At 68.0% G+C, this 20,839-nt stretch carries 22 protein-coding genes; 17 read left to right on the forward strand and 5 right to left on the reverse strand.

Annotated features, from left to right (window positions below):
• Window positions 1-39 precede the first annotated feature (39 nt).
• From AC06FD_RS09490 to AC06FD_RS09500, 3 genes are all read left to right on the forward strand, one after another.
• Window positions 40-795, forward strand: coding sequence for a sulfurtransferase (locus tag AC06FD_RS09490; protein ID WP_449336144.1), 756 nt, complete (start codon window positions 40-42; stop codon window positions 793-795).
• Window positions 796-1,048: 253 nt separating this feature from the next.
• The gene (locus AC06FD_RS09495; RefSeq protein WP_259204506.1) at window positions 1,049-2,035 is read left to right on the forward strand and encodes an LLM class flavin-dependent oxidoreductase; all 987 of its coding nucleotides are present in this window, start codon (window positions 1,049-1,051) and stop codon (window positions 2,033-2,035) included.
• Window positions 2,036-2,209: 174 nt separating this feature from the next.
• Window positions 2,210-2,719 carry a pyridoxamine 5'-phosphate oxidase family protein gene (locus AC06FD_RS09500; RefSeq protein WP_259204507.1) on the forward strand — a complete coding sequence of 170 codons (510 nt, stop codon included), beginning with the start codon at window positions 2,210-2,212 and terminating at the stop codon, window positions 2,717-2,719.
• Between the two features lie 51 nt (window positions 2,720-2,770).
• On the opposite strand, the gene AC06FD_RS09505 is transcribed toward AC06FD_RS09500, so the two are convergent.
• Together AC06FD_RS09505 and AC06FD_RS09510 are read right to left on the reverse strand one after the other, a co-directional pair.
• The gene (locus AC06FD_RS09505) at window positions 2,771-3,427 is read right to left on the reverse strand and encodes an exopolysaccharide biosynthesis protein (RefSeq protein WP_478077634.1); all 657 of its coding nucleotides are present in this window, start codon (window positions 3,425-3,427) and stop codon (window positions 2,771-2,773) included.
• Window positions 3,411-4,721 (reverse strand): hemolysin family protein, encoded by a 1,311-nt coding sequence (locus AC06FD_RS09510; RefSeq protein WP_478077635.1) that lies wholly within the window; start codon window positions 4,719-4,721, stop codon window positions 3,411-3,413. Before AC06FD_RS09510 ends, AC06FD_RS09505 begins: the two co-directional genes overlap by 17 nt.
• A gap of 283 nt (window positions 4,722-5,004) precedes the next feature.
• On the opposite strand from AC06FD_RS09510, the gene AC06FD_RS09515 reads away from it, so the two are divergent.
• Window positions 5,005-5,631 (forward strand): DUF47 domain-containing protein, encoded by a 627-nt coding sequence (locus AC06FD_RS09515; RefSeq protein ID WP_259204513.1) that lies wholly within the window; start codon window positions 5,005-5,007, stop codon window positions 5,629-5,631.
• A gap of 13 nt (window positions 5,632-5,644) precedes the next feature.
• Entirely contained in the window at window positions 5,645-6,766 is a 1,122-nt protein-coding gene (locus AC06FD_RS09520) for an inorganic phosphate transporter (RefSeq protein WP_478077636.1), read from the forward strand.
• 130 nt (window positions 6,767-6,896) lie between these two features.
• Here AC06FD_RS09520 and AC06FD_RS09525 read toward each other — a convergent pair whose 3' ends face one another.
• The gene (locus AC06FD_RS09525; RefSeq protein WP_478077637.1) at window positions 6,897-7,448 is read right to left on the reverse strand and encodes a GNAT family N-acetyltransferase; all 552 of its coding nucleotides are present in this window, start codon (window positions 7,446-7,448) and stop codon (window positions 6,897-6,899) included.
• Between the two features lie 236 nt (window positions 7,449-7,684).
• Window positions 7,685-9,574, reverse strand: a complete 1,890-nt coding sequence (gene parE, locus AC06FD_RS09530) for a DNA topoisomerase IV subunit B (RefSeq protein ID WP_259204524.1) — start codon at window positions 9,572-9,574, stop codon at window positions 7,685-7,687.
• 166 nt (window positions 9,575-9,740) lie between these two features.
• On the opposite strand from parE, the gene AC06FD_RS09535 reads away from it, so the two are divergent.
• The 8 genes from AC06FD_RS09535 (at window position 9,741) to truD (ending at window position 16,438) form a co-directional block, all read left to right on the forward strand.
• Window positions 9,741-9,980, forward strand: a complete 240-nt coding sequence (locus AC06FD_RS09535) for a hypothetical protein (protein ID WP_259204526.1) — start codon at window positions 9,741-9,743, stop codon at window positions 9,978-9,980.
• 381 nt (window positions 9,981-10,361) lie between these two features.
• The gene (locus AC06FD_RS09540) at window positions 10,362-12,020 is read left to right on the forward strand and encodes a CTP synthase (RefSeq protein ID WP_259204529.1); all 1,659 of its coding nucleotides are present in this window, start codon (window positions 10,362-10,364) and stop codon (window positions 12,018-12,020) included.
• 37 nt (window positions 12,021-12,057) lie between these two features.
• Entirely contained in the window at window positions 12,058-12,411 is a 354-nt protein-coding gene (locus AC06FD_RS09545) for a hypothetical protein (protein WP_259204530.1), read from the forward strand.
• Between the two features lie 124 nt (window positions 12,412-12,535).
• Window positions 12,536-13,822 (forward strand): phosphopyruvate hydratase, encoded by a 1,287-nt coding sequence (eno, locus tag AC06FD_RS09550; protein ID WP_259204532.1) that lies wholly within the window; start codon window positions 12,536-12,538, stop codon window positions 13,820-13,822.
• Between the two features lie 4 nt (window positions 13,823-13,826).
• Window positions 13,827-14,177 (forward strand): cell division protein FtsB, encoded by a 351-nt coding sequence (gene ftsB / locus AC06FD_RS09555; RefSeq protein WP_259204535.1) that lies wholly within the window; start codon window positions 13,827-13,829, stop codon window positions 14,175-14,177.
• Window positions 14,174-14,869 (forward strand): 2-C-methyl-D-erythritol 4-phosphate cytidylyltransferase, encoded by a 696-nt coding sequence (gene ispD, locus AC06FD_RS09560; protein ID WP_259205043.1) that lies wholly within the window; start codon window positions 14,174-14,176, stop codon window positions 14,867-14,869. The genes ftsB and ispD overlap by 4 nt, the downstream gene beginning before the upstream one ends.
• Before the next feature lie 37 nt (window positions 14,870-14,906).
• Complete coding sequence (gene ispF / locus AC06FD_RS09565) at window positions 14,907-15,404, forward strand: 2-C-methyl-D-erythritol 2,4-cyclodiphosphate synthase (protein ID WP_478077638.1); 498 nt, start codon at window positions 14,907-14,909, stop codon at window positions 15,402-15,404.
• Window positions 15,401-16,438 carry a tRNA pseudouridine(13) synthase TruD gene (truD, locus tag AC06FD_RS09570; protein ID WP_478077639.1) on the forward strand — a complete coding sequence of 346 codons (1,038 nt, stop codon included), beginning with the start codon at window positions 15,401-15,403 and terminating at the stop codon, window positions 16,436-16,438. The genes ispF and truD overlap by 4 nt, the downstream gene beginning before the upstream one ends.
• 803 nt (window positions 16,439-17,241) lie before the next feature.
• On the opposite strand, the gene AC06FD_RS09575 is transcribed toward truD, so the two are convergent.
• Window positions 17,242-17,781, reverse strand: coding sequence for a Smr/MutS family protein (locus tag AC06FD_RS09575; RefSeq protein WP_259204560.1), 540 nt, complete (start codon window positions 17,779-17,781; stop codon window positions 17,242-17,244).
• Between the two features lie 187 nt (window positions 17,782-17,968).
• Between AC06FD_RS09575 and surE the strand changes: the two genes are divergently transcribed.
• Genes surE through AC06FD_RS09595 form a run of 4 tightly spaced genes read left to right on the forward strand, consistent with a single transcriptional unit; the run spans window position 17,969 to window position 20,829 of the window.
• Window positions 17,969-18,748 carry a 5'/3'-nucleotidase SurE gene (gene surE / locus AC06FD_RS09580; protein ID WP_478047746.1) on the forward strand — a complete coding sequence of 260 codons (780 nt, stop codon included), beginning with the start codon at window positions 17,969-17,971 and terminating at the stop codon, window positions 18,746-18,748.
• Window positions 18,745-19,422, forward strand: coding sequence for a protein-L-isoaspartate(D-aspartate) O-methyltransferase (locus AC06FD_RS09585; RefSeq protein ID WP_478077640.1), 678 nt, complete (start codon window positions 18,745-18,747; stop codon window positions 19,420-19,422). Before surE ends, AC06FD_RS09585 begins: the two co-directional genes overlap by 4 nt.
• Window positions 19,423-19,441: 19 nt before the next feature.
• Window positions 19,442-20,056 carry a YqaA family protein gene (locus tag AC06FD_RS09590; protein WP_394164457.1) on the forward strand — a complete coding sequence of 205 codons (615 nt, stop codon included), beginning with the start codon at window positions 19,442-19,444 and terminating at the stop codon, window positions 20,054-20,056.
• Window positions 20,053-20,829, forward strand: a complete 777-nt coding sequence (locus tag AC06FD_RS09595) for a peptidoglycan DD-metalloendopeptidase family protein (protein ID WP_478077641.1) — start codon at window positions 20,053-20,055, stop codon at window positions 20,827-20,829. The genes AC06FD_RS09590 and AC06FD_RS09595 overlap by 4 nt, the downstream gene beginning before the upstream one ends.
• The last annotated feature ends 10 nt before the right edge of the window (window positions 20,830-20,839 follow it).

The following is a 20,839-nucleotide window of genomic DNA, read 5'->3' on the forward strand; positions in this document are numbered from 1 at the left end:
GGCCGGGGCAGCGCCGTCGGCGCGATTTATACTGCGCGCATGATCGCCAATACCGCCGCCTACCTGTTCACCCCCATCGCCGACCCGGACGCGCTCTGCGCGACCCTGTTGGCGCGGGCAACCGCCGCCGACCTGCGCGGCACGATCCTGGTGGCGGGCGAGGGCATCAACCTGTTCCTGGCCGGCAGCCAGGCCGGCATCGACGGCTTCTACGCCGCCCTGCAGGCCGATGCGCGTTTTGCCGACCTGCGGGTCAAGACCAGCGTCAGCCAGAGGCAGCCGTTCGCCCGACTCAAGGCCAAGGTCAAGCCGGAGATCATCAGCTTCCGCATCGATGACGGCCAGCCGCTGGCCTATCCGCGCGCGCCGTCGGTCGACCCGGCCACCGTGCAGCGCTGGCTGCGGCAGGGCCACGACGATGCCGGCAAGCCGGTGGTGATGCTGGACACCCGCAACACCCAGGAGATCGCGTACGGCACTTTCCAGGATGCCCTGGTCCTGCCGATCACCAAGTTCACCGACCTGCCCGATGCACTGGCCCCGCACCGCGACGCCCTGCGCGACAGCACCGTAGTCAGCTTCTGCACCGGTGGCATCCGCTGCGAGAAGGCCGCGCTGTGGATGCGCAACGACGGCATGGACAACGTGCTGCAGCTCGACGGCGGCATCCTGGGCTACTTCGAGGCGGTCGGTGGCGAAGGCTACGACGGCCGCTGCTTCGTGTTCGACGAGCGCGTGGCGCTGGATGCCGAGCTGAAGCCGCTGGTCGATCAAGCGGAGACCGGGGCGGCCTGAGGGCGGTTCGCCGGGGGTGTCGGGGTTGCCGAGGGTGGCGGGGCTGCCGAGCATGGCTCGGCACTACCGGTCACGTGTATCAGGTAGTGCCGAGCCATGCTCGGCAGCCAGGCAGCCAGGCAGCCAGCAGCCCAGACCTCATCCGGCAACCTCACGAACCCGAACCGCAGGAATCAGCATCCCGCGATCGGCACTGGCGCGCGGCCGGCGCCGGCCCCATGTCAGTGGAATACTTTCTGGATGGAACGCGTTCATGCACCTGTCGATTCTTGACCTGGCCCCGGTCTGCGAGGGCAGCGACACCACCCAGGCCTTCGCCAACATGCTGGACCTGGCCCAGCACGCCGAAGGCTGGGGCTACCATCGCTACTGGCTGGCCGAACACCACAACATGCCCGGCATCGCCAGCGCCGCCACCGCGGTGCTGATCGGGCACGTGGCCGGCGGTACCCGGCGGATACGGGTGGGCTCCGGCGGCATCATGCTGCCCAACCACTCCCCGCTGCAGGTGGCCGAGCAGTTCGGCACGCTGGCCTCGCTGTATCCGGACCGCATCGATCTCGGCCTCGGGCGTGCCCCCGGCACAGACCAGCCCACCGCGCGCGCACTGCGCCGTTACTTCGACAGTGCCGACCAGTTCCCGCAGGACGTGCGCGAACTGCTGCACTACTTCGAACCGGCACAGGCCGGCCAGGCCGTGCGTGCCGTGCCCGGGGCCGGGATTCCGGTGCCGGTGTGGCTGCTCGGCTCCAGCCTGTTCAGTGCGCGCCTGGCCGCCGCGATGGGCCTGCCATTCGCGTTCGCCTCGCACTTCGCGCCTGACGCGATGGATGAGGCACTGGCCGTCTACCGTCGCGAGTTCCGTCCCTCGCAGTACCTGACCGCGCCGTACGCGGTACTCGGCTTAAACGTGGTGGCGGCCGAATCGGAGGCCGCGGCCAAGCGCCTGTTCACCACCCAGCAGCAGAGCTTCGTCAACCTGCGTCGCGGCAAGCCCGGGTTGATCCCGCCGCCGATCGACGACATCGAGGCCTTCTGGCAGCCGCACGAAAAGCTCGGCGTGCAGAACGCGCTGGCCTGCGCGGTGGTCGGCGACGTGCGCCAGGTGGGCGAGGGCATGGCCGCGTTCGCCGCGCGCCACAGGCCGGACGAGATCCTGCTCACCGCCAACATCTATGACCACGCCGCGCGCAAGCGCTCGTTCGGTCTGGCGATGCAGGCGTGGCAGGCGAACGCTTGATCCCCACGGTAGAGCCACGCCATGCGTGGCAGACGTCACCCCGCCTCGCTCAAGGTGCAGCCACGCATGGCGTGGCTCCACCCGGGAAGGATGCGAAGGGGATGTGACCCTGCGATTCACGCTGCCGTGGCCGCCGATCCGCTGTGATGGGGCCCCCGTTGCAGGAGTTACCCCATGGCAGAGCACGATCGCCAACAGCACATCAAACAACTGGCCGGCATGATCCGTGACGTGGACATCGCGATGTTCACCACGGTCGGCGTCGACGGCCGTCTTTACAGTCGCCCGCTCGGTACCCAGGAAGTCGAGTTCGACGGCGACCTGTGGTTCGCCACCGAAGCCGACAGCCCCAAGGTGGCCGAGATCGCGCTCAATCCGCGGGTCAACGTCTCCTATTCCTCACCGTCGGGCAACACCTATGTGTCCGTCGCCGGTACCGCGCGCGTCGTTGATGATCGCGCCAAGATCGAGGAACTGTGGTCGCCGGCGATGAAAGTGTTCTTCCCCGGCGGCAAGGACGATCCGAACCTGCGGCTGATCCACGTCAGTGCCGAATCGGCCGAGTACTGGGATGGCCCGGGCGGCCTGCTCGGCAGCGCGCTGTATTTCGTGTTGTCGGCGGTGACCGATGATCCGGGCGCGTTGTCCGATACCGGTACGGTGGATCTCAAGCCGGGGGCGTAACGTCCCGGCGACCGGGGTGGAGCGGACCGATGGTCGGCTCCACCCGGTCGCTCAGAACCAGCGCTGGACCTGCTCCATCGTGTAGCTCACCAGCTGGCCGGAACTGAAGCCGAAGAACAGCACCGCGGCCACCGCGCCGACCCAGTTGAACAGCATCAGCATGCCGTCGCGTTCCAGCAGGGCCAGGGCGAACAGCAGCAGCTGGAAGCCGAACAGATAATTGGTGAACGGGATCGGCAGCGACAGCAGCATCGCTATCAGGATCAGCAACAGGCCGGTGAACGCATGCGCCGGTCGCGGCACCAGCAGCGCCGGCAGGCGCGGCTTCAGCAAGCGGTCCAGCCGTCGCAGCGGCCGGTCGATGCGGGCCAGGAAGCGATGCATGGTGCCGCGCTTGGGCCCGCGGTTGGCCACGAAACCCGGCAGCCACGGGCGGCGCATCCCGAACAGCATCTGCGCACCGATCAACACGATCAGCGGGCCGCTGACCGCGCCGCCCACGCCGGGGATCGGAATGAACGCCGGCAGGATCGCCACGAACAGGAAGACGCCGAACGCACTCTGCTGCAGGTCGCGCAGGATCTCGCCCAGCAGCAGGCGGTGCTCCGGGTCGCCATGATCGAACATGGCCAGCAGCGTGCGGATGCCCTCGTTGCGGTACGCGGGCCGGCCGTCTTCCGGCGGCGTTGGCTCAGCCGGTGAGGTCATCGGTCTCTTCTTCGGACAGCGTGCGCAGCAGCAGCTTGTCCACCCGCGCGCCGTCGAGGTCGACGATCTCGATGCGCCAGCCGGCCCAGTCGAAATACTCGCCCGCGTGCGGAATGCGCCCGAAATAATGGATGCACATGCCGGCAAGGGTGTAGTAATCGCCGTCCTCGGCATCGGGCAGTTCGGCATTGCCCATCAGTTCGCGCAGGTCTTCGATCGACAGCGAGCCATCGACCAGGAACGAACCGTCCTCGCGCGTCACCACCAGCGCGTCTTCGTCCACGTTCTCCACCGACTGCAGGCGTCCGACCACCGCGCCCATGAGGTCGCTGATGGTCACCAGGCCCTGGATCTCGCCGTACTCGTCCACCACCAGCGCCATCGACTGCTGTTCCTCGCGGAAGATCTCCAGCAGCTTCATCGCATGGGTCGACTCGGACACGTACAGCGGTTCGCGCAGGTGCTGGAACAGCGAGTGGTCATCGCGCACCAGCCGCGTGACCAGGCTCTTTACCTCGAGCACGCCGACGATGTCCTGGTCGTTGTCGCGGTACACCGGGTAACGCGAGAACTCGTGCTCGCGCATCGTGGCGATGTTCTTTTCCGGGTCGGCCACGGTGTCCAGCCAGGCGATCCGGTTGCGTGGGGTCATCAGGCTGTCGGCGGTGCGGTCGCCCAGGCGCATCACCCGGTTCATCATGTCGCGCTCATGCGCGTCGATCACGCCGGCCTCGTGGCTCTCGGCCACCAGCATGCGGATCTCTTCTTCGGTGACCGAGGCGGCCTCGTCCTTGCCCAGGCCCAGCACCCGCAGCACCAGCCGGGTGCTGTGCGAGAGCAGCCACACCGCCGGGAAGGCGATCCGGGACAGCCAGCCCATCGGCCAGGCCACCAGGCCGGCGATGTCTTCCGAGCGGGTGATCGCCAGCCGCTTGGGCACCAGTTCGCCGAAGATCAGCGTCAGGAAGGTGATCAGGGCCACCGCCAGCGCCTTGCCGACCTGGGCGGCGTAAACGAAGTCAGGGAACAGCCCGTGCAGCCAGGTGGCGATGGCCAGGCCGATCGCCTCGCCGCCGAACACACCGGTCAGCACGCCGATCAGGGTGATCCCGATCTGGACGGTGGACAGGAAGCTCTCGGGCTTCTCGGACAGTTCAAGCGCGCGCTCGGCGCGCTTGCTGGTGCTGGCCATCTGCTTGAGGCGGCTCTTGCGCGAGGTCATGACCGACATCTCGGACATGGCGAAGAAGCCGTTGAGCAGGATCAGGGCCAGGACGATAATCAGTTCAAACACGGGCGGCGTCCCCGGTTGGTGGCAGGGAGGGCGTGTTCAAGCGGTGGCGGCATCCGGAGGGCGCGCAGGCGCGGCGGAGCGGCGGAGGGTAAGGGTCGTCTTCCATAGAGTGCACCCGAAGGTGCCCGCGCATCTTAACAAAAGGCCGGGGGAGGTAGGCAACCAGAGTCGTTCAGACTGGGGCGTCAGGATGTGAAGGGCAGGGGGGAGTACCCGCAATGGACATCAAACCGTCATAATTCCGCCCGGTGCCGTCCTTCCTCGACGGCGAATAGGTTTCTCAATGTTCTCTCTGCAGACCATTTTCGGCTCCGGCAAACAGTTCTACACCCTGCTGGACGAGGCTGCGCAGGCCGCCCAGGACAGCGCCAAGGCGCTGCACGCGATGCTGCGCGAGGCTGACCGCCAGCCGGCGCTGGACGCCTTCAAGCTGGCCCGCCTGCGCGAGCGCGCCGCCTCGGACAAGATCAGCCAGGCGCTGGTGGACAGCTTCATGACCCCGATCGAGCGCGAGGACATCGAAGCGCTGGGCTCGGCGCTGTACAAGATCCCCAAGCAGGTCGAGAAGTTCGCCGACCGCTACTCGCTGGCGACCAAGCACCTGGAACACATCGATTTCGCGCCCCGCGCCGCCATGCTCGAGCAGGCCGCCAGCGTGGTCGTGGAGATGGTCGGTGACCTGCGCCACATGAACCTGGACCGGATGACCGCGCTCAACGAGAAGCTGCGTTCGCTGGAAAACGAAGCCGACCGGCTGATGCTCGAGCTGTACCGCGACATCTACTCCGGCCGCCTGGACAACCTGCAGATGTTCCTGCTCAAGGAGTTCTTCGAGATCCTGGAAAAAGCCATCGACCGCTGCCGCGAGGCTGGCGTGGTGGCGTACCAGATCGTGCTGAAGAACAGCTGACGGACGCCACAGCATGCTGACCCTTGTCCTGGTGGTGATCCTGGCCGCGCTCGTCTTCGAGTTCATCAACGGCTTCCACGACACCGCCAACTCCATCGCCACCGTGGTGGCGACCAAAGTGCTCTCGCCCGGCTGGGCAGTGATGCTCGCCGCGTTCATGAACCTCATCGGCGCGCTGACCGGCACCGCCGTCGCGCTGACCATCGCCTCGGGCCTGCTCAACACCAACGTGGTCGACGTGACCCCGCAGGTGATCCTGTGCGCCCTGCTCGGCGGCATCATCTGGAACCTGATCACCTGGTGGAAGGGCCTGCCGTCCTCGTCCTCGCACGCGCTGATCGGCGGCCTGTGCGGCGCCGGCCTGGCCGCGGCCCACAACAACTGGGATGCGCTGATCTGGTCCGAACGGATCGGCACCTGGGCCCAGAACAAGGGCCTGCTGTGGAAGGTGTTCCTGCCGATGATCACCTCGCCGATCGCCGGCTTCCTGCTCGGTATCGTGGTGATGCTGCTGCTGTGGGCGATCATCGCCGGCATGGCCAAGGCCGGCGGCTGGCTGGGTCGCCTGGCGCGCCCGCGCATCGTCAACGCGTTCTTCGGCAAGGCGCAGATCGCGTCGGCCGCCTACATGGGCTTCGCCCACGGCCACAACGACGCGCAGAAGACCATGGGCATCATCGCCATGACCCTGATCGGCGCCGAGGCCACCGGTGCATTGGACGACCTGCCGTCCTGGCTGGCCTTCATGCATCCGCAGGCCAGTGCCGGTGACGGCATCGCGATGTGGATCGTGCTCACCTGCGCGGTGGTGATGGCGGCCGGTACCGCGTCCGGCGGCTGGAAGATCATCAAGACCCTGGGCCACAAGATGGTGAAGCTGCACCCGATCCACGGCTTTGCCGCGGAGACCAGCTCGGCCACCATCCTCACCCTGGCCGCGCATTTCGGCATGCCGGTTTCGACCACGCACAGCATCTCGACCGCGATCATGGGCGTGGGTTACGCCAAGAACCCGCGTTCGCTGCGGTTCGGCGTGATCGAACGCATCGTGTGGGCCTGGATCCTGACCATCCCCGCCGCCGGCGGTTGTGCGTATCTGATCCTGCGCCTGTTCGAGCTGTTCGGCTGGGCGTAAGCCGCGTCGAACCGGCGGTGCCGGGCCATGCTCGGCTGCAAAGAAAAACCCGCCGAAAGGCGGGTTTTTCGTTTCTTCTCCCAGCGCCCGAGCCACTGACCACCGCCGAGCGCGGCGCCGCGCTATCCCCTCAGCGCCCGCGTTCCCGTGCCAGCAACCCGTACAACGCCGAATCGGACAGCTCACCGCCCACGCACCAGCGTTCGCGCAGCAGGCCTTCGCGCTGGAATCCGATGCGCTCCAGCACGCGTGCCGACGGCGCGTTGCGCGGATCGATCTCCGCCTCGAGCCGGCGTAGCCCGCGATCATCGAACAGGTGCTCCACGAAACACCGCAGCGCCTCGCCCATGTAGCCCTTGCCCTGTGCCAGCGGCGACAGGTGGTAGCCGATCTCGGCCCGGCGCGCATCGGCATCGATCGCAAACACCACGCAGATGCCGAGCAACGGCGCATCGGCATGCTCGCGGATGCCGAGCTTGAGCTGGGTGCCGGCCCGCAGCGCAGCCAGGTCGTCGAGGATCTGCGCATAGGCCTGCTGGATGTCGGTCCAGGCCGGGTGGTTCCAGTAACGCATCACCGCCGGGTCGGACTGGATGGCAAACAGCGCGGCACCGTCGCTGGCCCGGATCGGGCTCAGCACCAGCCGCGGGCTGCGCAGTTGCAGGGTCGAATCGAAGTACATGCAGGTCCGTGTCGGCAGCCGGCACGCGGCCGGTCGTGTCCGGGGATTATGGCGGGCCCCTCACGCTCGCGACAGACCCGGGCGAAACCACCGCCCGATCCCGACACCCCGTCCAGCCGCGCATCGCCGTACTCGATCCCCTGCGGCCCTTGGAACAGTCGCCCCCTCGATCAGGAAGGAAACCCAAAAAAAAGCCCGCCGGGATGGCGGGCTCCTCTGCAGCGGTCAGGCGACTCTCAGACTTCAAGCGATGCCAGGTCGCCCTTGTTCTCCAGCCACTGCTTGCGGTCGCTGGCGCGCTTCTTGGCCAGCAGCATGTCCATCAGCGAATGGGTCTGCTCGCCATCATCGATCGTCAACTGCACCAGGCGGCGCGTATCGGGATGGATGGTCGACTCGCGCAGCTGCGGCGGATTCATCTCGCCCAGGCCCTTGAAGCGGGTCACGCTCACGGTGCCCTTGATCTTCTCGCGCTCGATCTTGTCCAGCATGGTGCGCTTTTCTTCTTCATCCAGCGCGTAGAACACCTGCTTGCCCACGTCGATGCGGAACAGCGGCGGCATCGCCACGAACACGTGGCCAGCATCCACCAAGGCCGGGAAGTGCTTGAGGAACAGCGCGGTCAGCAGCGTGGCGATATGCAGGCCGTCCGAGTCGGCGTCGGCCAGGATCACCACCTTGCCGTAGCGCAGCCCGGTGATGTCGTCCTTGCCCGGGTCGCAGCCGATCGCGATCGCCAGGTTGTGCACTTCTTCCGACGCCAGCACGCTGCCCGAAGACACTTCCCAGGTGTTCAGGATCTTGCCGCGCAGCGGCATGATCGCCTGGAAGTCCTTGTCGCGGGCCTGCTTGGCGCTGCCGCCGGCCGAGTCGCCTTCCACCAGGAACAGCTCGGTGCGCGACAGGTCCTGGCTGATGCAGTCGGCCAGCTTGCCGGGCAGGGCAGGGCCCTGGGTGACCTTCTTGCGGGTCACCAGCTTCTCGGTCTTCAGGCGCGCGCTGGCGCGCTCGATGGCCAGCTGGGCGATCTTCTCGCCCATCTCCACGTTCTGGTTGAGCAGCAGGCTGAAGGCGTCGTGCGCGGCACCTTCGACGAAACCGGCGGCCTGGCGCGAGGACAGGCGCTCCTTGGTCTGGCCGCTGAACTGCGGGTCGGTCATCTTCAGCGACAGCACGAAGGCGACCCGGTCCCACACGTCTTCCGGGGCCAGCTTGACCCCGCGCGGCAACAGGTTGCGGAAATCGCAGAACTCGCGCAGCGCTTCGGTCAGGCCGGTGCGCAGTCCGTTGGCGTGGGTGCCGTGCTGGGCCGTCGGGATCAGGTTGACGTAGCTTTCCTGGACCAGTTCGCCCTCGGGAATCCAGGCCAGGGCCCAGTCCACCACCTCGTTTTCCTTCTTCAGGTGACCCACGAACAGGTCGGCCGGCAGCATCTCGCGCTCGCCCAGCTCGGCCTTCAGGTAGTCGCTCAGGCCATCTTCGTAGTACCAGGTGTCCTGCTCGTCGGTGGCTTCATCGCGAAGCTTCACGGTCAGGCCCGGGCACAGCACCGCCTTGGCGCGCAGCAGGTGGCGCAGCGCGCGCAGGTTGTACTTGGGCGTGTCGAAGTACTTCGGGTCGGCCCAGAAGCGCACGCGGGTACCGGTGTTCTTCTTGCCGACGCTGCCGACCACTTCCAGCGGGGTGGCGCGGTCGCCGTTGCGGAAGGTGATGCGGTGTTCGCTGCCGTCGCGCTTGATGTGCACCTCGACCAGGGTCGAGAGCGCATTGACCACGCTGACGCCCACGCCATGCAGGCCGCCGGAGAAGGTGTAGTTCTTGTTGTTGAACTTGCCGCCCGCGTGCAGGCGGGTGAGGATCAGTTCGACACCGGGGATCTTCTCCTCGGGGTGGATGTCCACGGGCATGCCGCGGCCGTCATCGCTGACCTCGCAGCTGCCATCCTTGTACAGGGTGACCTCGACCGTACGGGCATGCCCGGCCAGGGCTTCGTCGACGGCATTGTCGATGACTTCCTGCGCCAGATGGTTCGGGCGCGCGGTGTCGGTGTACATGCCGGGGCGGCGCTTGACCGGGTCCAGGCCGGACAGGACTTCAATATCGGCGGCGTTATAGCGGGCGTTCATCTGTCTTCATAAAGCGCAAAGCGACGGCGAAGTTTGCGGTCTGGACGTTTTTTTTGCACGCCACACGTTCAGGGGCCGGCCGACCGGGGTTGGATAGACTATGCGTGGTGGAAACCGGGCCCCCCCGGCAACCCCATCCCAAGCCGAGACCGCGAGGAGTGACCCCATGAAGAAGTTGCTGACCGTCATCGCCATTGCCGCCGCCGTCGTGGCCGTGCCGCTGGCCATGGCCCAGAACGCCGGACAGGGCCAGCCCACGCCGCAGCAGGGCGAGCAGGCCGACAAGGCGCAGTCCGAGGCCGATGCCAAGGCCAAGCGCCGGGCCCAGGCCACCGCCGAGATGAAGGCCAGGGGCGAACAGGCCCCGCAGAAGGAAGAAGAGGAAGAAGCCAGGAAGAAGCGCTGACCCCTTCCGACCGCGTCATGGACGCCCCGGCACTGCCGGGGCGTCTTTTTTTTGTGAAGGGCGCACGCCAGTGCTTGGGCTTGTGGCCTCCAATCTGTAAACTAGCGCTTTCCGGGAGCAGTACGTGTCATCCATCAGCGAATGGACTGGCCTGATCGTGCGCGATCGCCAGCAGGGTAGGCAGAAGGTGACGGTCCGTTCAGCGACCGGCACGGCCAACCCGACCTCGCCGACCGGCCTGCCTGCTGCCCCCCTGATCCCGTCCCTGGCGCGTGTAGTGCCCGCAGCCAGCGGCCCGATCGCCCCCATTTTCCCCTTCACGCCGTCCGTCGCCCCCCGCGCCGGCGTCGTTTCCCCCTTCCTGACAGGACACCCCCAGCCATGACTCCCTTGATCTTCGTAACCGGCGGCGTAGTGTCCTCGCTCGGCAAAGGTATTGCCGCCGCGTCACTTGCCGCCATCCTCGAAGCCCGTGGCCTGACCGTCACGATGATGAAGCTCGACCCGTACATCAACGTCGATCCGGGCACCATGAGCCCGTTCCAGCACGGCGAGGTGTACGTCACCGACGACGGCGCCGAGACCGACCTGGACCTGGGCCACTACGAGCGTTTCGTGCGCACCCGGCTGAGCCGCAAGAACTCGGTGACCACCGGCCGCATCTACGAGAACGTGATCCGCAAGGAGCGCCGGGGCGACTACCTGGGTGCCACCGTGCAGGTCATCCCGCACATCACCGATGAAATCCGCCGCTGCATGGATGAAGCCACCGAAGGCTTCGACGTGGCCCTGGTGGAGATCGGTGGCACCGTCGGCGACATCGAATCGCTGCCGTTCCTGGAGGCGATCCGCCAGGTGCGCACCGAGCGTGGGCCGGAGAAGGCCCTGTTCATGCACCTTACCCTGGTGCCGTACATCGCCGCCGCCGGCGAACTGAAGACCAAGCCGACCCAGCACTCGGTCAAGGAACTGCGCTCGATCGGCATCCAGCCGGACGTGCTGCTGTGCCGCTCCGAGCAGGTTGTGCCGGATTCGGAGCGCCGCAAGATCGCCCAGTTCACCAACGTGTCCGAGCGCGCGGTGATCAGCGTGCCCGACGTGGACGTGCTGTACCGCATCCCGATGGGCCTGCACGCGCAGGGCCTGGACGAGATCGTCATCAACCAGCTCAAGCTCGCCGACAAGGCCGGCCCGGCCGACCTGCACGAGTGGGAAGCAGCGGTGGATGCCACCCTGCACCCGCTGGACGAGGTCACCATCGCGGTGGTGGGCAAGTACGTGGACCACCAGGACGCCTACAAGTCGGTCGGCGAGGCCCTCAAGCACGGCGGCCTGCGCCAGCGCACGCGGGTCAACCTGAAGTGGCTCGAAGCCCAGGACCTGGAAGGCACCGACATGGGCGCGCTGAAGGACGTCGACGGCATCCTCGTGCCCGGCGGCTTCGGCGACCGCGGTTTCGAAGGCAAGGTGCTCACCTCGCAGTTCGCCCGTGAGCAGAACGTGCCGTACTTCGGCATCTGTTACGGCATGCAGGCCGCGGTGGTCGATTTCGCCCGCCACGTGGCCGGGCTGGACGGGGCCAACAGCACCGAGAACGACCGCCAGTCGCCGAACCCGGTGATCGGCCTGATCACCGAGTGGCGCACCGCCACCGGCGACGTGGAGAAGCGCGACGACAAGAGCGACCTCGGCGGCACCATGCGCCTGGGCCTGCAGGAACAGCGGCTCAAGCCGGGCACGCTGGCGCGCGCGCTGTACGGCAAGGACGTGGTCTCCGAGCGCCATCGCCACCGCTACGAGTTCAACAACCGCTACCGCACCCAGCTGGAAGATGCCGGGCTGGTGATCGCCGGCAAGTCGATGGACGACACCTTGGTGGAAGTCATCGAGCTGCCGCGCGACCAGCACCCGTGGTTCCTGGCCTGCCAGGCCCATCCCGAGTTCCTGTCCACCCCGCGCGAAGGCCACCCGCTGTTCATCGGCTTCATCCGCGCCGCGCGTGAGCGCAAGGCCGGTGGCGCCCTGGAAGCAGGCGCCTGACCGCGCCATGGCGCGGCCGCCCGTGCGGGCGGCCCGCATGAGCCAGGACCCGTGGGCGGCGCTGGAAGCGCGCCGCCAGCGCCGGCACTGGCGCCAGTGGCCGTGGGGCTGGGCCGCACTGCTGCTGTCCTTCGGCGCCTGGGTGTGCACCTTCATGCTGACGGTGCTGGTGATGGCCAGCGTCGGCATGCCCGGTGACGGCAGTCACGCCATGCAGGCCACCGCGCCCTATCTGTACATCACCCTGGCGCTGGGCGGGACCGCGCTGCTGGGCAGCGTGATCGCCAGCGTGCTGGCCCTGCGCCTGCGCCGCCAGGCCGGTGGCGGCGTGTCCGCGCTGGTGCTCGACGCGCTGCTGTTGGCGGTGCTGCTCGCTCCTGCGCTGTTGTAGACGCGCGCCGCCTGCCAGGTCGCACGCCGATTTGGCAAGCGGCAGGTGGATGGCGATAATCACGCGGCAGCTTTTCAGCGCTACTTTTTGGCGTTTCCCCTTCCTGACTGGTAACCGGCCCGCTATGACCACGATCCGCAGCATCCACGCCCGTGAAATCCTCGACAGCCGTGGCAATCCCACGCTGGAAGCCGATGTCATCCTCGAGGACGGTTCGTTCGGCCGCGCCGCGGTTCCCTCCGGCGCCTCGACCGGCTCCAAGGAAGCGGTCGAGCTGCGTGACGGCGACAAGACCCGTTACCTGGGCAAGGGCGTGCGCAACGCCGTGGCCAACGTCAACACCACCATCGCCAACGCGCTCAAGGGCTACGACGCCGCCGACCAGGACGCCCTGGATCGCCGCCTGATCGACCTGGACGGCACCGAGAACAAGGGCCGGCTGGGCGCCAACGCGCTGCTGGCCGTGTCCATGGCCAATGCCCATGCCGCCGCCGCGTCCAACAAGCAGGCGTTGTGGCAGTACCTGGCCAAGGGCCGCGACGTGACCCTGCCGGTGCCGATGATGAACATCATCAACGGCGGCGCGCATGCCGACAACAACGTCGACTTCCAGGAGTTCATGGTCCTGCCGGTCGGTTTCACCTCGTTCTCCGAAGCGCTGCGCGCCGGCACCGAAATCTTCCATTCGCTCAAGTCCGTGCTCAAGGGCCATGGCCTGAGCACCGCCGTGGGCGACGAAGGCGGCTTCGCACCGGACTTCCGCAGCAACGTCGAGGCGCTGGACACCATCCTGGAGGCGATCGGCAAGGCCGGCTACACCGCCGGTGAAGACGTGCTGCTGGGCCTGGACGTGGCCTCCAGCGAGTTCTACGAGAACGGCAAGTACAACCTGGTGGGCGAGAACAAGCGCCTGACCTCCGAGCAGTTCGTCGACTTCCTGGCCGACTGGGCTGCCCAGTACCCGATCATCACCATCGAAGACGGCCTGGCCGAGAACGACTGGGCCGGCTGGAAGCTGCTCACCGACCGCATCGGCAGCAAGGTGCAGCTGGTCGGCGACGACCTGTTCGTGACCAACCCGAAGATCTTCAAGGAAGGCATCGCGTCGGGCACCGCCAACGCCATCCTGATCAAGGTCAACCAGATCGGCACCCTGACCGAGACCCTGGAAGCGATCGCGATGGCGCACGACGCCAACTACGCGGCCGTGGTCTCGCACCGTTCGGGCGAAACCGAAGACACCACCATCGCCGACATCGCCGTGGCCACCACCGCCACCCAGATCAAGACCGGCTCGCTGTGCCGCAGCGACCGCGTGGCCAAGTACAACCAGCTGCTGCGCATCGAAGAAGCCCTCGGTGCCGGTGCGCGTTACGCCGGTCGCGACGCGTTTGTGTCGCTGAAGCGCTGATCCCATGCGCAACTGGCGCTGGATGCTGCTGCTGCTCGCGCTGCTGCTGGCGTGGCTGCAGTACCGCTTCTGGTTCGGCCCGGGCAATTCAGGGGAAGTGATGGCCCTGGAGGCCCAGGTCGCCAGCCAGCAGCGTGACAACGCCGGTCTGCAACAGCGCAACGACGCGCTTGCCGCCGAGGTCAAGGATCTCAAGGAAGGCCAGGCGGCGATCGAGGAGCGCGCGCGCAGCGAGCTGGGCATGATCAAGCCCGGCGAGAAGTTCTACCGCGTGGTCGAAGATGCCCCGGTCGCGCCCGCGCGCGCACCGGTGGCGCCGGTCGATCCGGATGCACCGCACCAGGAGGTGCCCTGATGGGCACGGTATGGGCGGTGGTGCCGGCGGCCGGTCGCGGCACCCGCTTCGGCGGAGAGACCCCCAAGCAGTACCTGGTCGCGGGCGACCGGGTGCTGCTGGCGCACACGTTGGAGGCCCTGTTGTCGCACCCGGTCGTGGCCGGCGTGATGGTCGTGGTCGCCGAGGGCGACACCGACTGGCCGGGCTGGCAGTCGCTGGCGGACAAGCCGATCCTGACCTGCACCGGCGGCGCCACCCGCGCCGCGTCGGTGCTGGCCGGGCTGCAGGCCTTGCCGGACAGCGTGCGTGCCGATGATTTCGTGCTGGTCCACGACGCGGCGCGGCCCAACCTGGCCGCCGCCGACCTGGGCCGGCTGCTGGAAGTAGGGCGCAACGACCCGGTAGGGGCGATCCTGGCCGCGCCGGTACGCGACACCCTCAAGCGGGCCGGCGATGACGGTGGCATCGATGCCACCGAACCCCGTGCGCGCCTGTGGCGTGCGCTGACCCCGCAGCTGTTCCGTCGCCACCAGTTGGCGCGCGCGCTGCAGGAGGCCGCCGCCGCCGGGATCGAGGTGACCGACGACGCCATGGCGATGGAGCGGCAGGGGCTGCGCCCGTTGCTGGTGGAAGGCAGCGAGGACAACTTCAAGGTCACCACGCCGGCCGACCTGTCCCGATTCGAATTCGAGCTTTCGCGCCGCGGATGACCCTCCGCGCGCGGCGCCACAACCGCAGGTCCTTGTCATGAACACCGCTCTTTTTCCCCCGGTCCGGATCGGACAGGGCTACGACGTCCACGCCTTCGGCGAGGGCGACCACATCATGCTCGGCGGCGTGCGCGTTGCGCACGAACGCGGCGTGCTGGCGCACAGCGATGGCGATGTGATCCTGCACGCGCTCTGCGATGCGATGCTCGGCGCGCTGTCGCTGGGTGACATCGGCCAGCACTTCCCGCCGTCGGACATGCGCTGGAAGGACGCGGACAGCAGCCAGTTCCTGGCGCATTGCAACGGCCTGCTGCGCGAGCGTGGCTGGCAGGTCGGCAATACGGATATCACCGTCATCTGCGAGCGACCCAAAGTGGGCCCGCATGCGCTCGCCATGCGCGAGCGCATCGCCGCGCTGCTGGGGGTCGCGCTGGATGCGGTCAGCGTCAAGGCCACCACCTCGGAGAAGCTGGGCTTCACCGGGCGCGGTGAAGGCATCGCCGCCCAGGCCATCGTGCTGCTGGTGGCGCTGTGATCCCGTTGCCGCTGGCGTTTGGCGCGCCCCTGCTGAGCGCGAAGATCCGCAGCGTCCCGGAGGATTTCCAGGTCGATGAACTGCCGGCCTTCGAGCCGAGCGGGGAGGGCGAGCACCTGCTGCTGACTCTCCGCAAGCGCGGGGCCAACACCGTGCACGTGGCCAAGGTGCTGGCGAAGTGGGCCGGGTTGCCGGAAATGGCAGTGAGTTATGCCGGCATGAAGGACCGCCATGCGGTGACCACCCAGCGCTTCAGCGTGCACCTGCCCAAGCGCGTCGCGCCGGATCCGGCCTTGTTGGCATCCGATGAGATCGAGGTGGTCGAGGCGACCTGGCACAACCGCAAGCTGCAGCGCGGCGCGCTGGCCGGCAATCGCTTCAAGCTGGTGCTGCGCGACGTGCGCGGAGACGCGGCGGCCATCGAGGAGCGCGTGTCGCTGATCGCCGCGCGCGGCCTGCCCAACTGGTTCGGCGAACAGCGCTTCGGGCGCGACGGCGGCAACGTGCCGGCGGCGCTGGCGATGTTCGGCGGCCGACGCGTACGCCCGGACCAGCGGTCGCTGCTGCTGTCGGCGGCACGCTCGGCGCTGTTCAACCAGGTGCTGGCCGAGCGCGTCGCGCAGGGCAACTGGGACACCCCGCTGGACGGAGAGGTGTGGATGCTGGATGGGAGCCGCAGCGTGTTCGGCCCCGAGCCGTGGACCGACCTGCTGGCGGATCGCCTGGCGCGTTTCGACATCCATCCCAGCGGACCGTTGTGGGGCGAGGGCGAGCTGCGCAGTACCGGTGCGGCTGCCGCACTGGAGTTGGGGGCGATCAACGACGAGCAGTCACGTGCCCTGCGCACCGGGCTGGAAGGCGCGCGCCTGAAGCAGGAGCGCCGCGCGCTGCGCCTGCGTCCGGCGATGCTGCAGCACGCCTGGTTGCAGCCGGACGTGCTGGAGCTCAGCTTCGCGCTGCCGCCCGGCTGCTATGCCACCGCCGTGCTGCATGAGTTGGGCCCGGTGCAGGATGCCAGCCAGGCCGACGCCTGACCCGGTAGAGCCGACCGTTGGTCGGCCGAGCGCGGTGCGTGGCGTCTTGGTGCCGGAGCGGAATGCAGCCGACCAACGGTCGGCTCTACGCGCGAAAGGCGCGTGCCAATCCACGTCGGATCCGCGCTCCAATCCGCGCCCGATGCGACCAGACCCCGATCCGACCCCGATCCGACCCCGATCCGATCCCGATCCCGATCCGATCCCGATCCGATCCCGATCCGATCCCGATCCCGATCCGACCCCGATCCGCGATCCGCGATCGGAACCCGGGTAGAGCCGACCGTTGGTCGGCTGCGCGCGGCGCGTGGGTTCTCGGTATCGGGGTGGGATGCAGCCGACCAACGGTCGGCTCTACGCGCGAGATGCGCGTCCCGAGCCACGCCCGATCCGCGTCCGTTCCACGCTCGATCCGCGTCCGATCCACGCCCGATCCGAACCCGATCCGCGATCGGAACCCGGGTAGAGCCGACCGTTGGTCGGCTGCGCGCGGCGCGTGGCTTCTCGGTATCGGAGCGGAATGCAGCCGACCAACGGTCGGCTCTACGCGCGAGATGTGCGTCCCGAGCCACGCCCGATCCGCGTCCGATCCACGCACGATCCGAACCCGATCCACGCACGATCCGAACCCGATCCACGCACGATCCGAACCCGATCCGCGTCCGGTCCGCACCCGATGCGCACCCGATCTGCGTCCCGATCCGCGTCCCGATCCGAACCCGGGTAAACCGACCGTTGGTCGGCTGCGCGCGGTGCGTGGCGTCTTGGTGCCGGAGCGGAATGCAGCCGACCAACGGTCGGCTCTACCGATTGCTCAGCAGCACCAGCACCGCGCCGGTGCCGCCTTGCCCGGCCGGCGCCGAATGGAATGCCAGCACATCGTTGCGCTGGCGCAGCAGGCGATCGACCAGGTTCTTCAACACCGGCGCGCCGCCATCGGACTGCAGGCCCTTGCCGTGGATGATGCGCACGCAGCCGTACTCGTGTGCGTGCGCTTCGAGCAGGAACTGGCGGAGCAGGTTTTCCGCCTGCACTACCGTGGCGCCGTGCAGGTCCAGCTCGTCCTGCACCGAGTACTGACCCCGCTTGAGCCGCTGGAACATCCGCGCCGGCAGGGTGTCGCGCCGGTAGCTGGCGGTGTCGCCGGCCTCCAGCGGCGCGCTGTCGCGCAGCAGTCGCGCGAATTCGCCGCGCGCTTCGTCGTCGTCACGTTCGGCCATGCGCGCGCGCGGTTTCGGCTTCGGCGTGGGCGGCGGCGCGGCCGCCGGCTTGCGCAGCGGCTTGACCTCACCGATCGCCGAACGGAAGAGGGCGGCGGGGTCTTCGTCTTCAGAATGTGACATGCGTACAGCCTACTGCCATGGCACGGCCGCTGCCTACCGTCGCCGGGGTAGGCCGATCTGCCCGCTTGCGGCACAATAGCTGACGCACTTGCGCGGTCGACCCGCCCCATCTGGGGCCGCGCCGGCTCCGCCAACGCTGGAAAGTGATGGAATCGAAGTCTTGAAAAATCAAGCGGTTAAATCGCAGATGCGGATTCTGGTCAGCAACGACGATGGCGTCGACGCGCCGGGGATCAGGATGCTTGCCTCGGTATTGCGTGACGCAGGGCATGAGGTGACGGTGTTCGCGCCGGATCGCGACCGCTCCGGTGCCAGCAACTCGCTCACCCTGGACCTGCCGATCCGGCTCAAGCGCATCGACCACTACACCTGTTCGGTGGCGGGCACCCCGACCGACTGCGTGCACCTGGCACTCACCGGCGTGCTCGAGTACGAACCGGACATCGTGGTCTCCGGCATCAACAACGCGGCCAACCTGGGCGATGACGTCATCTACTCCGGCACCGTGTCGGCGGCGATGGAAGGTCGGTTCCTGGGGTTGCCGGCGGTGGCGATGTCGCTGGTGACGCACAACCACGAGCCGCGCAACTTCGAGACCGCCGCGCGCGCCGCCGTGGAGATCGTGACCCGGCTCAAGGCCGATCCGCTGCCGGCCGACACCATCCTCAACGTCAACGTGCCGGACCTGCCGTGGAGTCAGATCCGCGGCTTCGAGGTGACCCGCCTGGGCAACCGTCACCGCGCCGAAGGCTGCATCGCCCAGCGTGACCCGCGCGGCAACGAGGTGTTCTGGATCGGGCCGGCCGGGCGCGAGCAGGATTCGGGCCCGGGGACCGATTTCCACGCCGTGCGCAGTGGCTACATCTCCATCACCCCGATCCAGGTCGATCTCACCCGTTACCAGGCGCTGGAAAAGGTGGCCAGTTGGGTCGGTGGCCTGACGGCTGCGCTGGACCGACCGGCATGAGCCAGCGTCTGCGCCTGCAACCTGAAGCGGTCGGCATCGGCATGACCTCCCAGCGCGTGCGCGACCGCCTGGTCGAACGCCTGCGCGAGGCCGGCATCGCCGACGAGGACACGCTCAACGCGATCCGCGTGGTGCCGCGGCACCTGTTCATCGACGAGGCACTGGCCTCGCGCGCGTATGAAGACACCGCGCTGCCGATCGGCCACGGGCAGACCATCTCCCAGCCCTGGGTGGTGGCGCGCATGACCGAGGCGGTGCTGCAGTCGGCGCCGAAGAACGTGCTGGAGGTGGGCACCGGCTCCGGTTACCAGGCCGCCATCCTGGGCGCGCTGGGGCTGGAGGTCTACACGGTCGAACGCATCGGCGACCTGCTGCGCCAGGCGCGCAAGCGCTTCCGCGCGCTGGGCATGAATATCCGCACCAAGCACGACGACGGCCGGGTCGGCTGGGCCGAGCATGGCCCGTTCGACGCGATCGTGGTCACCGCCGCCGCCCCGGCGCTGGTGGATGCGCTGGTCGAGCAGTTGGCGGTCGGCGGGCGGCTGGTGGCGCCGGTCGGCGGGCCGGGTGCGCAGTCGCTGGTGCAACTGACCCGCCGCATCGATGGCAGCATCGAACACCAGGTGCTGGCGCCGGTCACGTTCGTGCCGCTGCTGTCTGGCATGCTGGATTGATTCACAGGAGCGTGGCGTCATGAAGATCTTTGGTCCGCTGTACGAGCGGGCGATGAAATGGGCCGCGCACGAGCGCGCGCCCACCTATTTGACGGTGTTGAGCTTCATCGAGGCGATCATCTTCCCGGTGATGCCCGAGGTGATGCTGGCGCCGATGTGCGTGGCCCAGCCCAAGCGCGGCTGGTGGTTCGCCACGCTGAGCCTGGCCGGCTCGATGGCCGGCGCGCTGGTCGGCTACGCATTGGGGCATTTTGCCTTCGAGGCGCTCAAGCCGGTGTTCGCCGCGCTGGGGATGCTGCCGAGCATCGAAGGCGGCATCGCGGTGGTGCAGGCCAAGATGGCCGAGTCGCCGTGGGCGGTGTTCACCTTCCTGGTGCTGGGCGGCTTCATGCCGATCCCGATGAAGGTCTTCACCTGGGCATCGGGTATCGTCGGCGTGCCGCTGCCGCAGTACTTCCTGAGCATGTTGATCGGCCGGGGCAAGCGCGTATTCGTGCTGGCCGCGGTCATCCGTATTGGTGGCCCGCGCGCGGAAGCTGCGCTGCGGCGTTGGATTGAACCGCTGGGCTGGATCGCGACCGTGCTGGTCGTGGCGCTGGTCGCCTGGCTAGTCTGGAGGTCGAAGTTCGCATGAGTGCTGATCGTTTGAGCAGGGGGTTGCGTGCTGGCACGCTGGTGCTGGCCGTGGCCATGCTGAGTGCGTGCGGCACCGCCACCGTGGTGAAACCGGCGCCGGGCGGCCGCAGCGTGCACACCACGCCGCAGACCTCGGTGGCCAAGCCGGGCCAGACCGCCGTGGTACGGCGGGGCGACACGCTGTACGCGCTGGCCCGTATCCACAACATCACCCCGCGCGACCTGGCCGCCTGGAACGGCCTGGCCGAGCCGTACACGATCTACCCGGGGCAGACGCTGAAGCTGTACCCCGGCGGTGCCACGCCGGGTCGCGCGCCCACCACGGTGGTGACCGCGCCGCGTCCAGGCACCGCGCCCACGCCGGCGCCCACGCCGTCGCCGACGACCGCGATCAAGAGCAACATCGCTTGGCGCTGGCCGGCCGATGGCGCGCTGGTCGGCAAGTTCGTCGGCGCCGACGTGACCAAGCAGGGCGTGGACATCGCCGGCAGCAGCGGCCAGCCGGTGCGGGCCACGGCCCCGGGTGTGGTGGTGTACTCCGGTGCCGGCCTGGTCGGCTTCGGCGAGTTGATCATCATCAAGCACAGCGACCAGTGGCTGTCGGCCTATGGCCACAACCGCAAGCGCCTGGTCAACGAAGGCCAGAGCGTGAAGGCGGGCGAGCAGATCGCCGAGATGGGCCGCACCGGGACCACCCGCGACATGCTGCACTTCGAGATCCGCTACAACGGCAAGCCGGTCGACCCGCTGCTGTACCTGCCGCCGCGGTAACCGATCGGCC

This window comes from Stenotrophomonas sp. Steno-Z1 (assembly GCF_056393175.1).

Bases quoted from the DNA above. Each gene is read 5' to 3' on its own strand.
- AC06FD_RS09490 (WP_449336144.1), top strand. From the start codon at position 40: ATGATCGCCAATACCGCCGCCTACCTGTTCACCCCCATCGCCGACCCG.
- AC06FD_RS09495 (WP_259204506.1), top strand. From the start codon at position 1,049: ATGCACCTGTCGATTCTTGACCTGGCCCCGGTCTGCGAGGGCAGCGAC.
- AC06FD_RS09500 (WP_259204507.1), top strand. From the start codon at position 2,210: ATGGCAGAGCACGATCGCCAACAGCACATCAAACAACTGGCCGGCATG.
- AC06FD_RS09505 (WP_478077634.1), bottom strand. From the start codon at position 3,427: ATGACCTCACCGGCTGAGCCAACGCCGCCGGAAGACGGCCGGCCCGCG.
- AC06FD_RS09515 (WP_259204513.1), top strand. From the start codon at position 5,005: ATGTTCTCTCTGCAGACCATTTTCGGCTCCGGCAAACAGTTCTACACC.
- AC06FD_RS09520 (WP_478077636.1), top strand. From the start codon at position 5,645: ATGCTGACCCTTGTCCTGGTGGTGATCCTGGCCGCGCTCGTCTTCGAG.
- AC06FD_RS09525 (WP_478077637.1), bottom strand. From the start codon at position 7,448: ATGTACTTCGATTCGACCCTGCAACTGCGCAGCCCGCGGCTGGTGCTG.
- parE (WP_259204524.1), bottom strand. From the start codon at position 9,574: ATGAACGCCCGCTATAACGCCGCCGATATTGAAGTCCTGTCCGGCCTG.
- AC06FD_RS09535 (WP_259204526.1), top strand. From the start codon at position 9,741: ATGAAGAAGTTGCTGACCGTCATCGCCATTGCCGCCGCCGTCGTGGCC.
- AC06FD_RS09540 (WP_259204529.1), top strand. From the start codon at position 10,362: ATGACTCCCTTGATCTTCGTAACCGGCGGCGTAGTGTCCTCGCTCGGC.
- AC06FD_RS09545 (WP_259204530.1), top strand. From the start codon at position 12,058: ATGAGCCAGGACCCGTGGGCGGCGCTGGAAGCGCGCCGCCAGCGCCGG.
- eno (WP_259204532.1), top strand. From the start codon at position 12,536: ATGACCACGATCCGCAGCATCCACGCCCGTGAAATCCTCGACAGCCGT.
- ftsB (WP_259204535.1), top strand. From the start codon at position 13,827: ATGCGCAACTGGCGCTGGATGCTGCTGCTGCTCGCGCTGCTGCTGGCG.
- ispF (WP_478077638.1), top strand. From the start codon at position 14,907: ATGAACACCGCTCTTTTTCCCCCGGTCCGGATCGGACAGGGCTACGAC.
- AC06FD_RS09575 (WP_259204560.1), bottom strand. From the start codon at position 17,781: ATGTCACATTCTGAAGACGAAGACCCCGCCGCCCTCTTCCGTTCGGCG.
- surE (WP_478047746.1), top strand. From the start codon at position 17,969: ATGCGGATTCTGGTCAGCAACGACGATGGCGTCGACGCGCCGGGGATC.
- AC06FD_RS09585 (WP_478077640.1), top strand. From the start codon at position 18,745: ATGAGCCAGCGTCTGCGCCTGCAACCTGAAGCGGTCGGCATCGGCATG.
- AC06FD_RS09590 (WP_394164457.1), top strand. From the start codon at position 19,442: ATGAAGATCTTTGGTCCGCTGTACGAGCGGGCGATGAAATGGGCCGCG.
- AC06FD_RS09595 (WP_478077641.1), top strand. From the start codon at position 20,053: ATGAGTGCTGATCGTTTGAGCAGGGGGTTGCGTGCTGGCACGCTGGTG.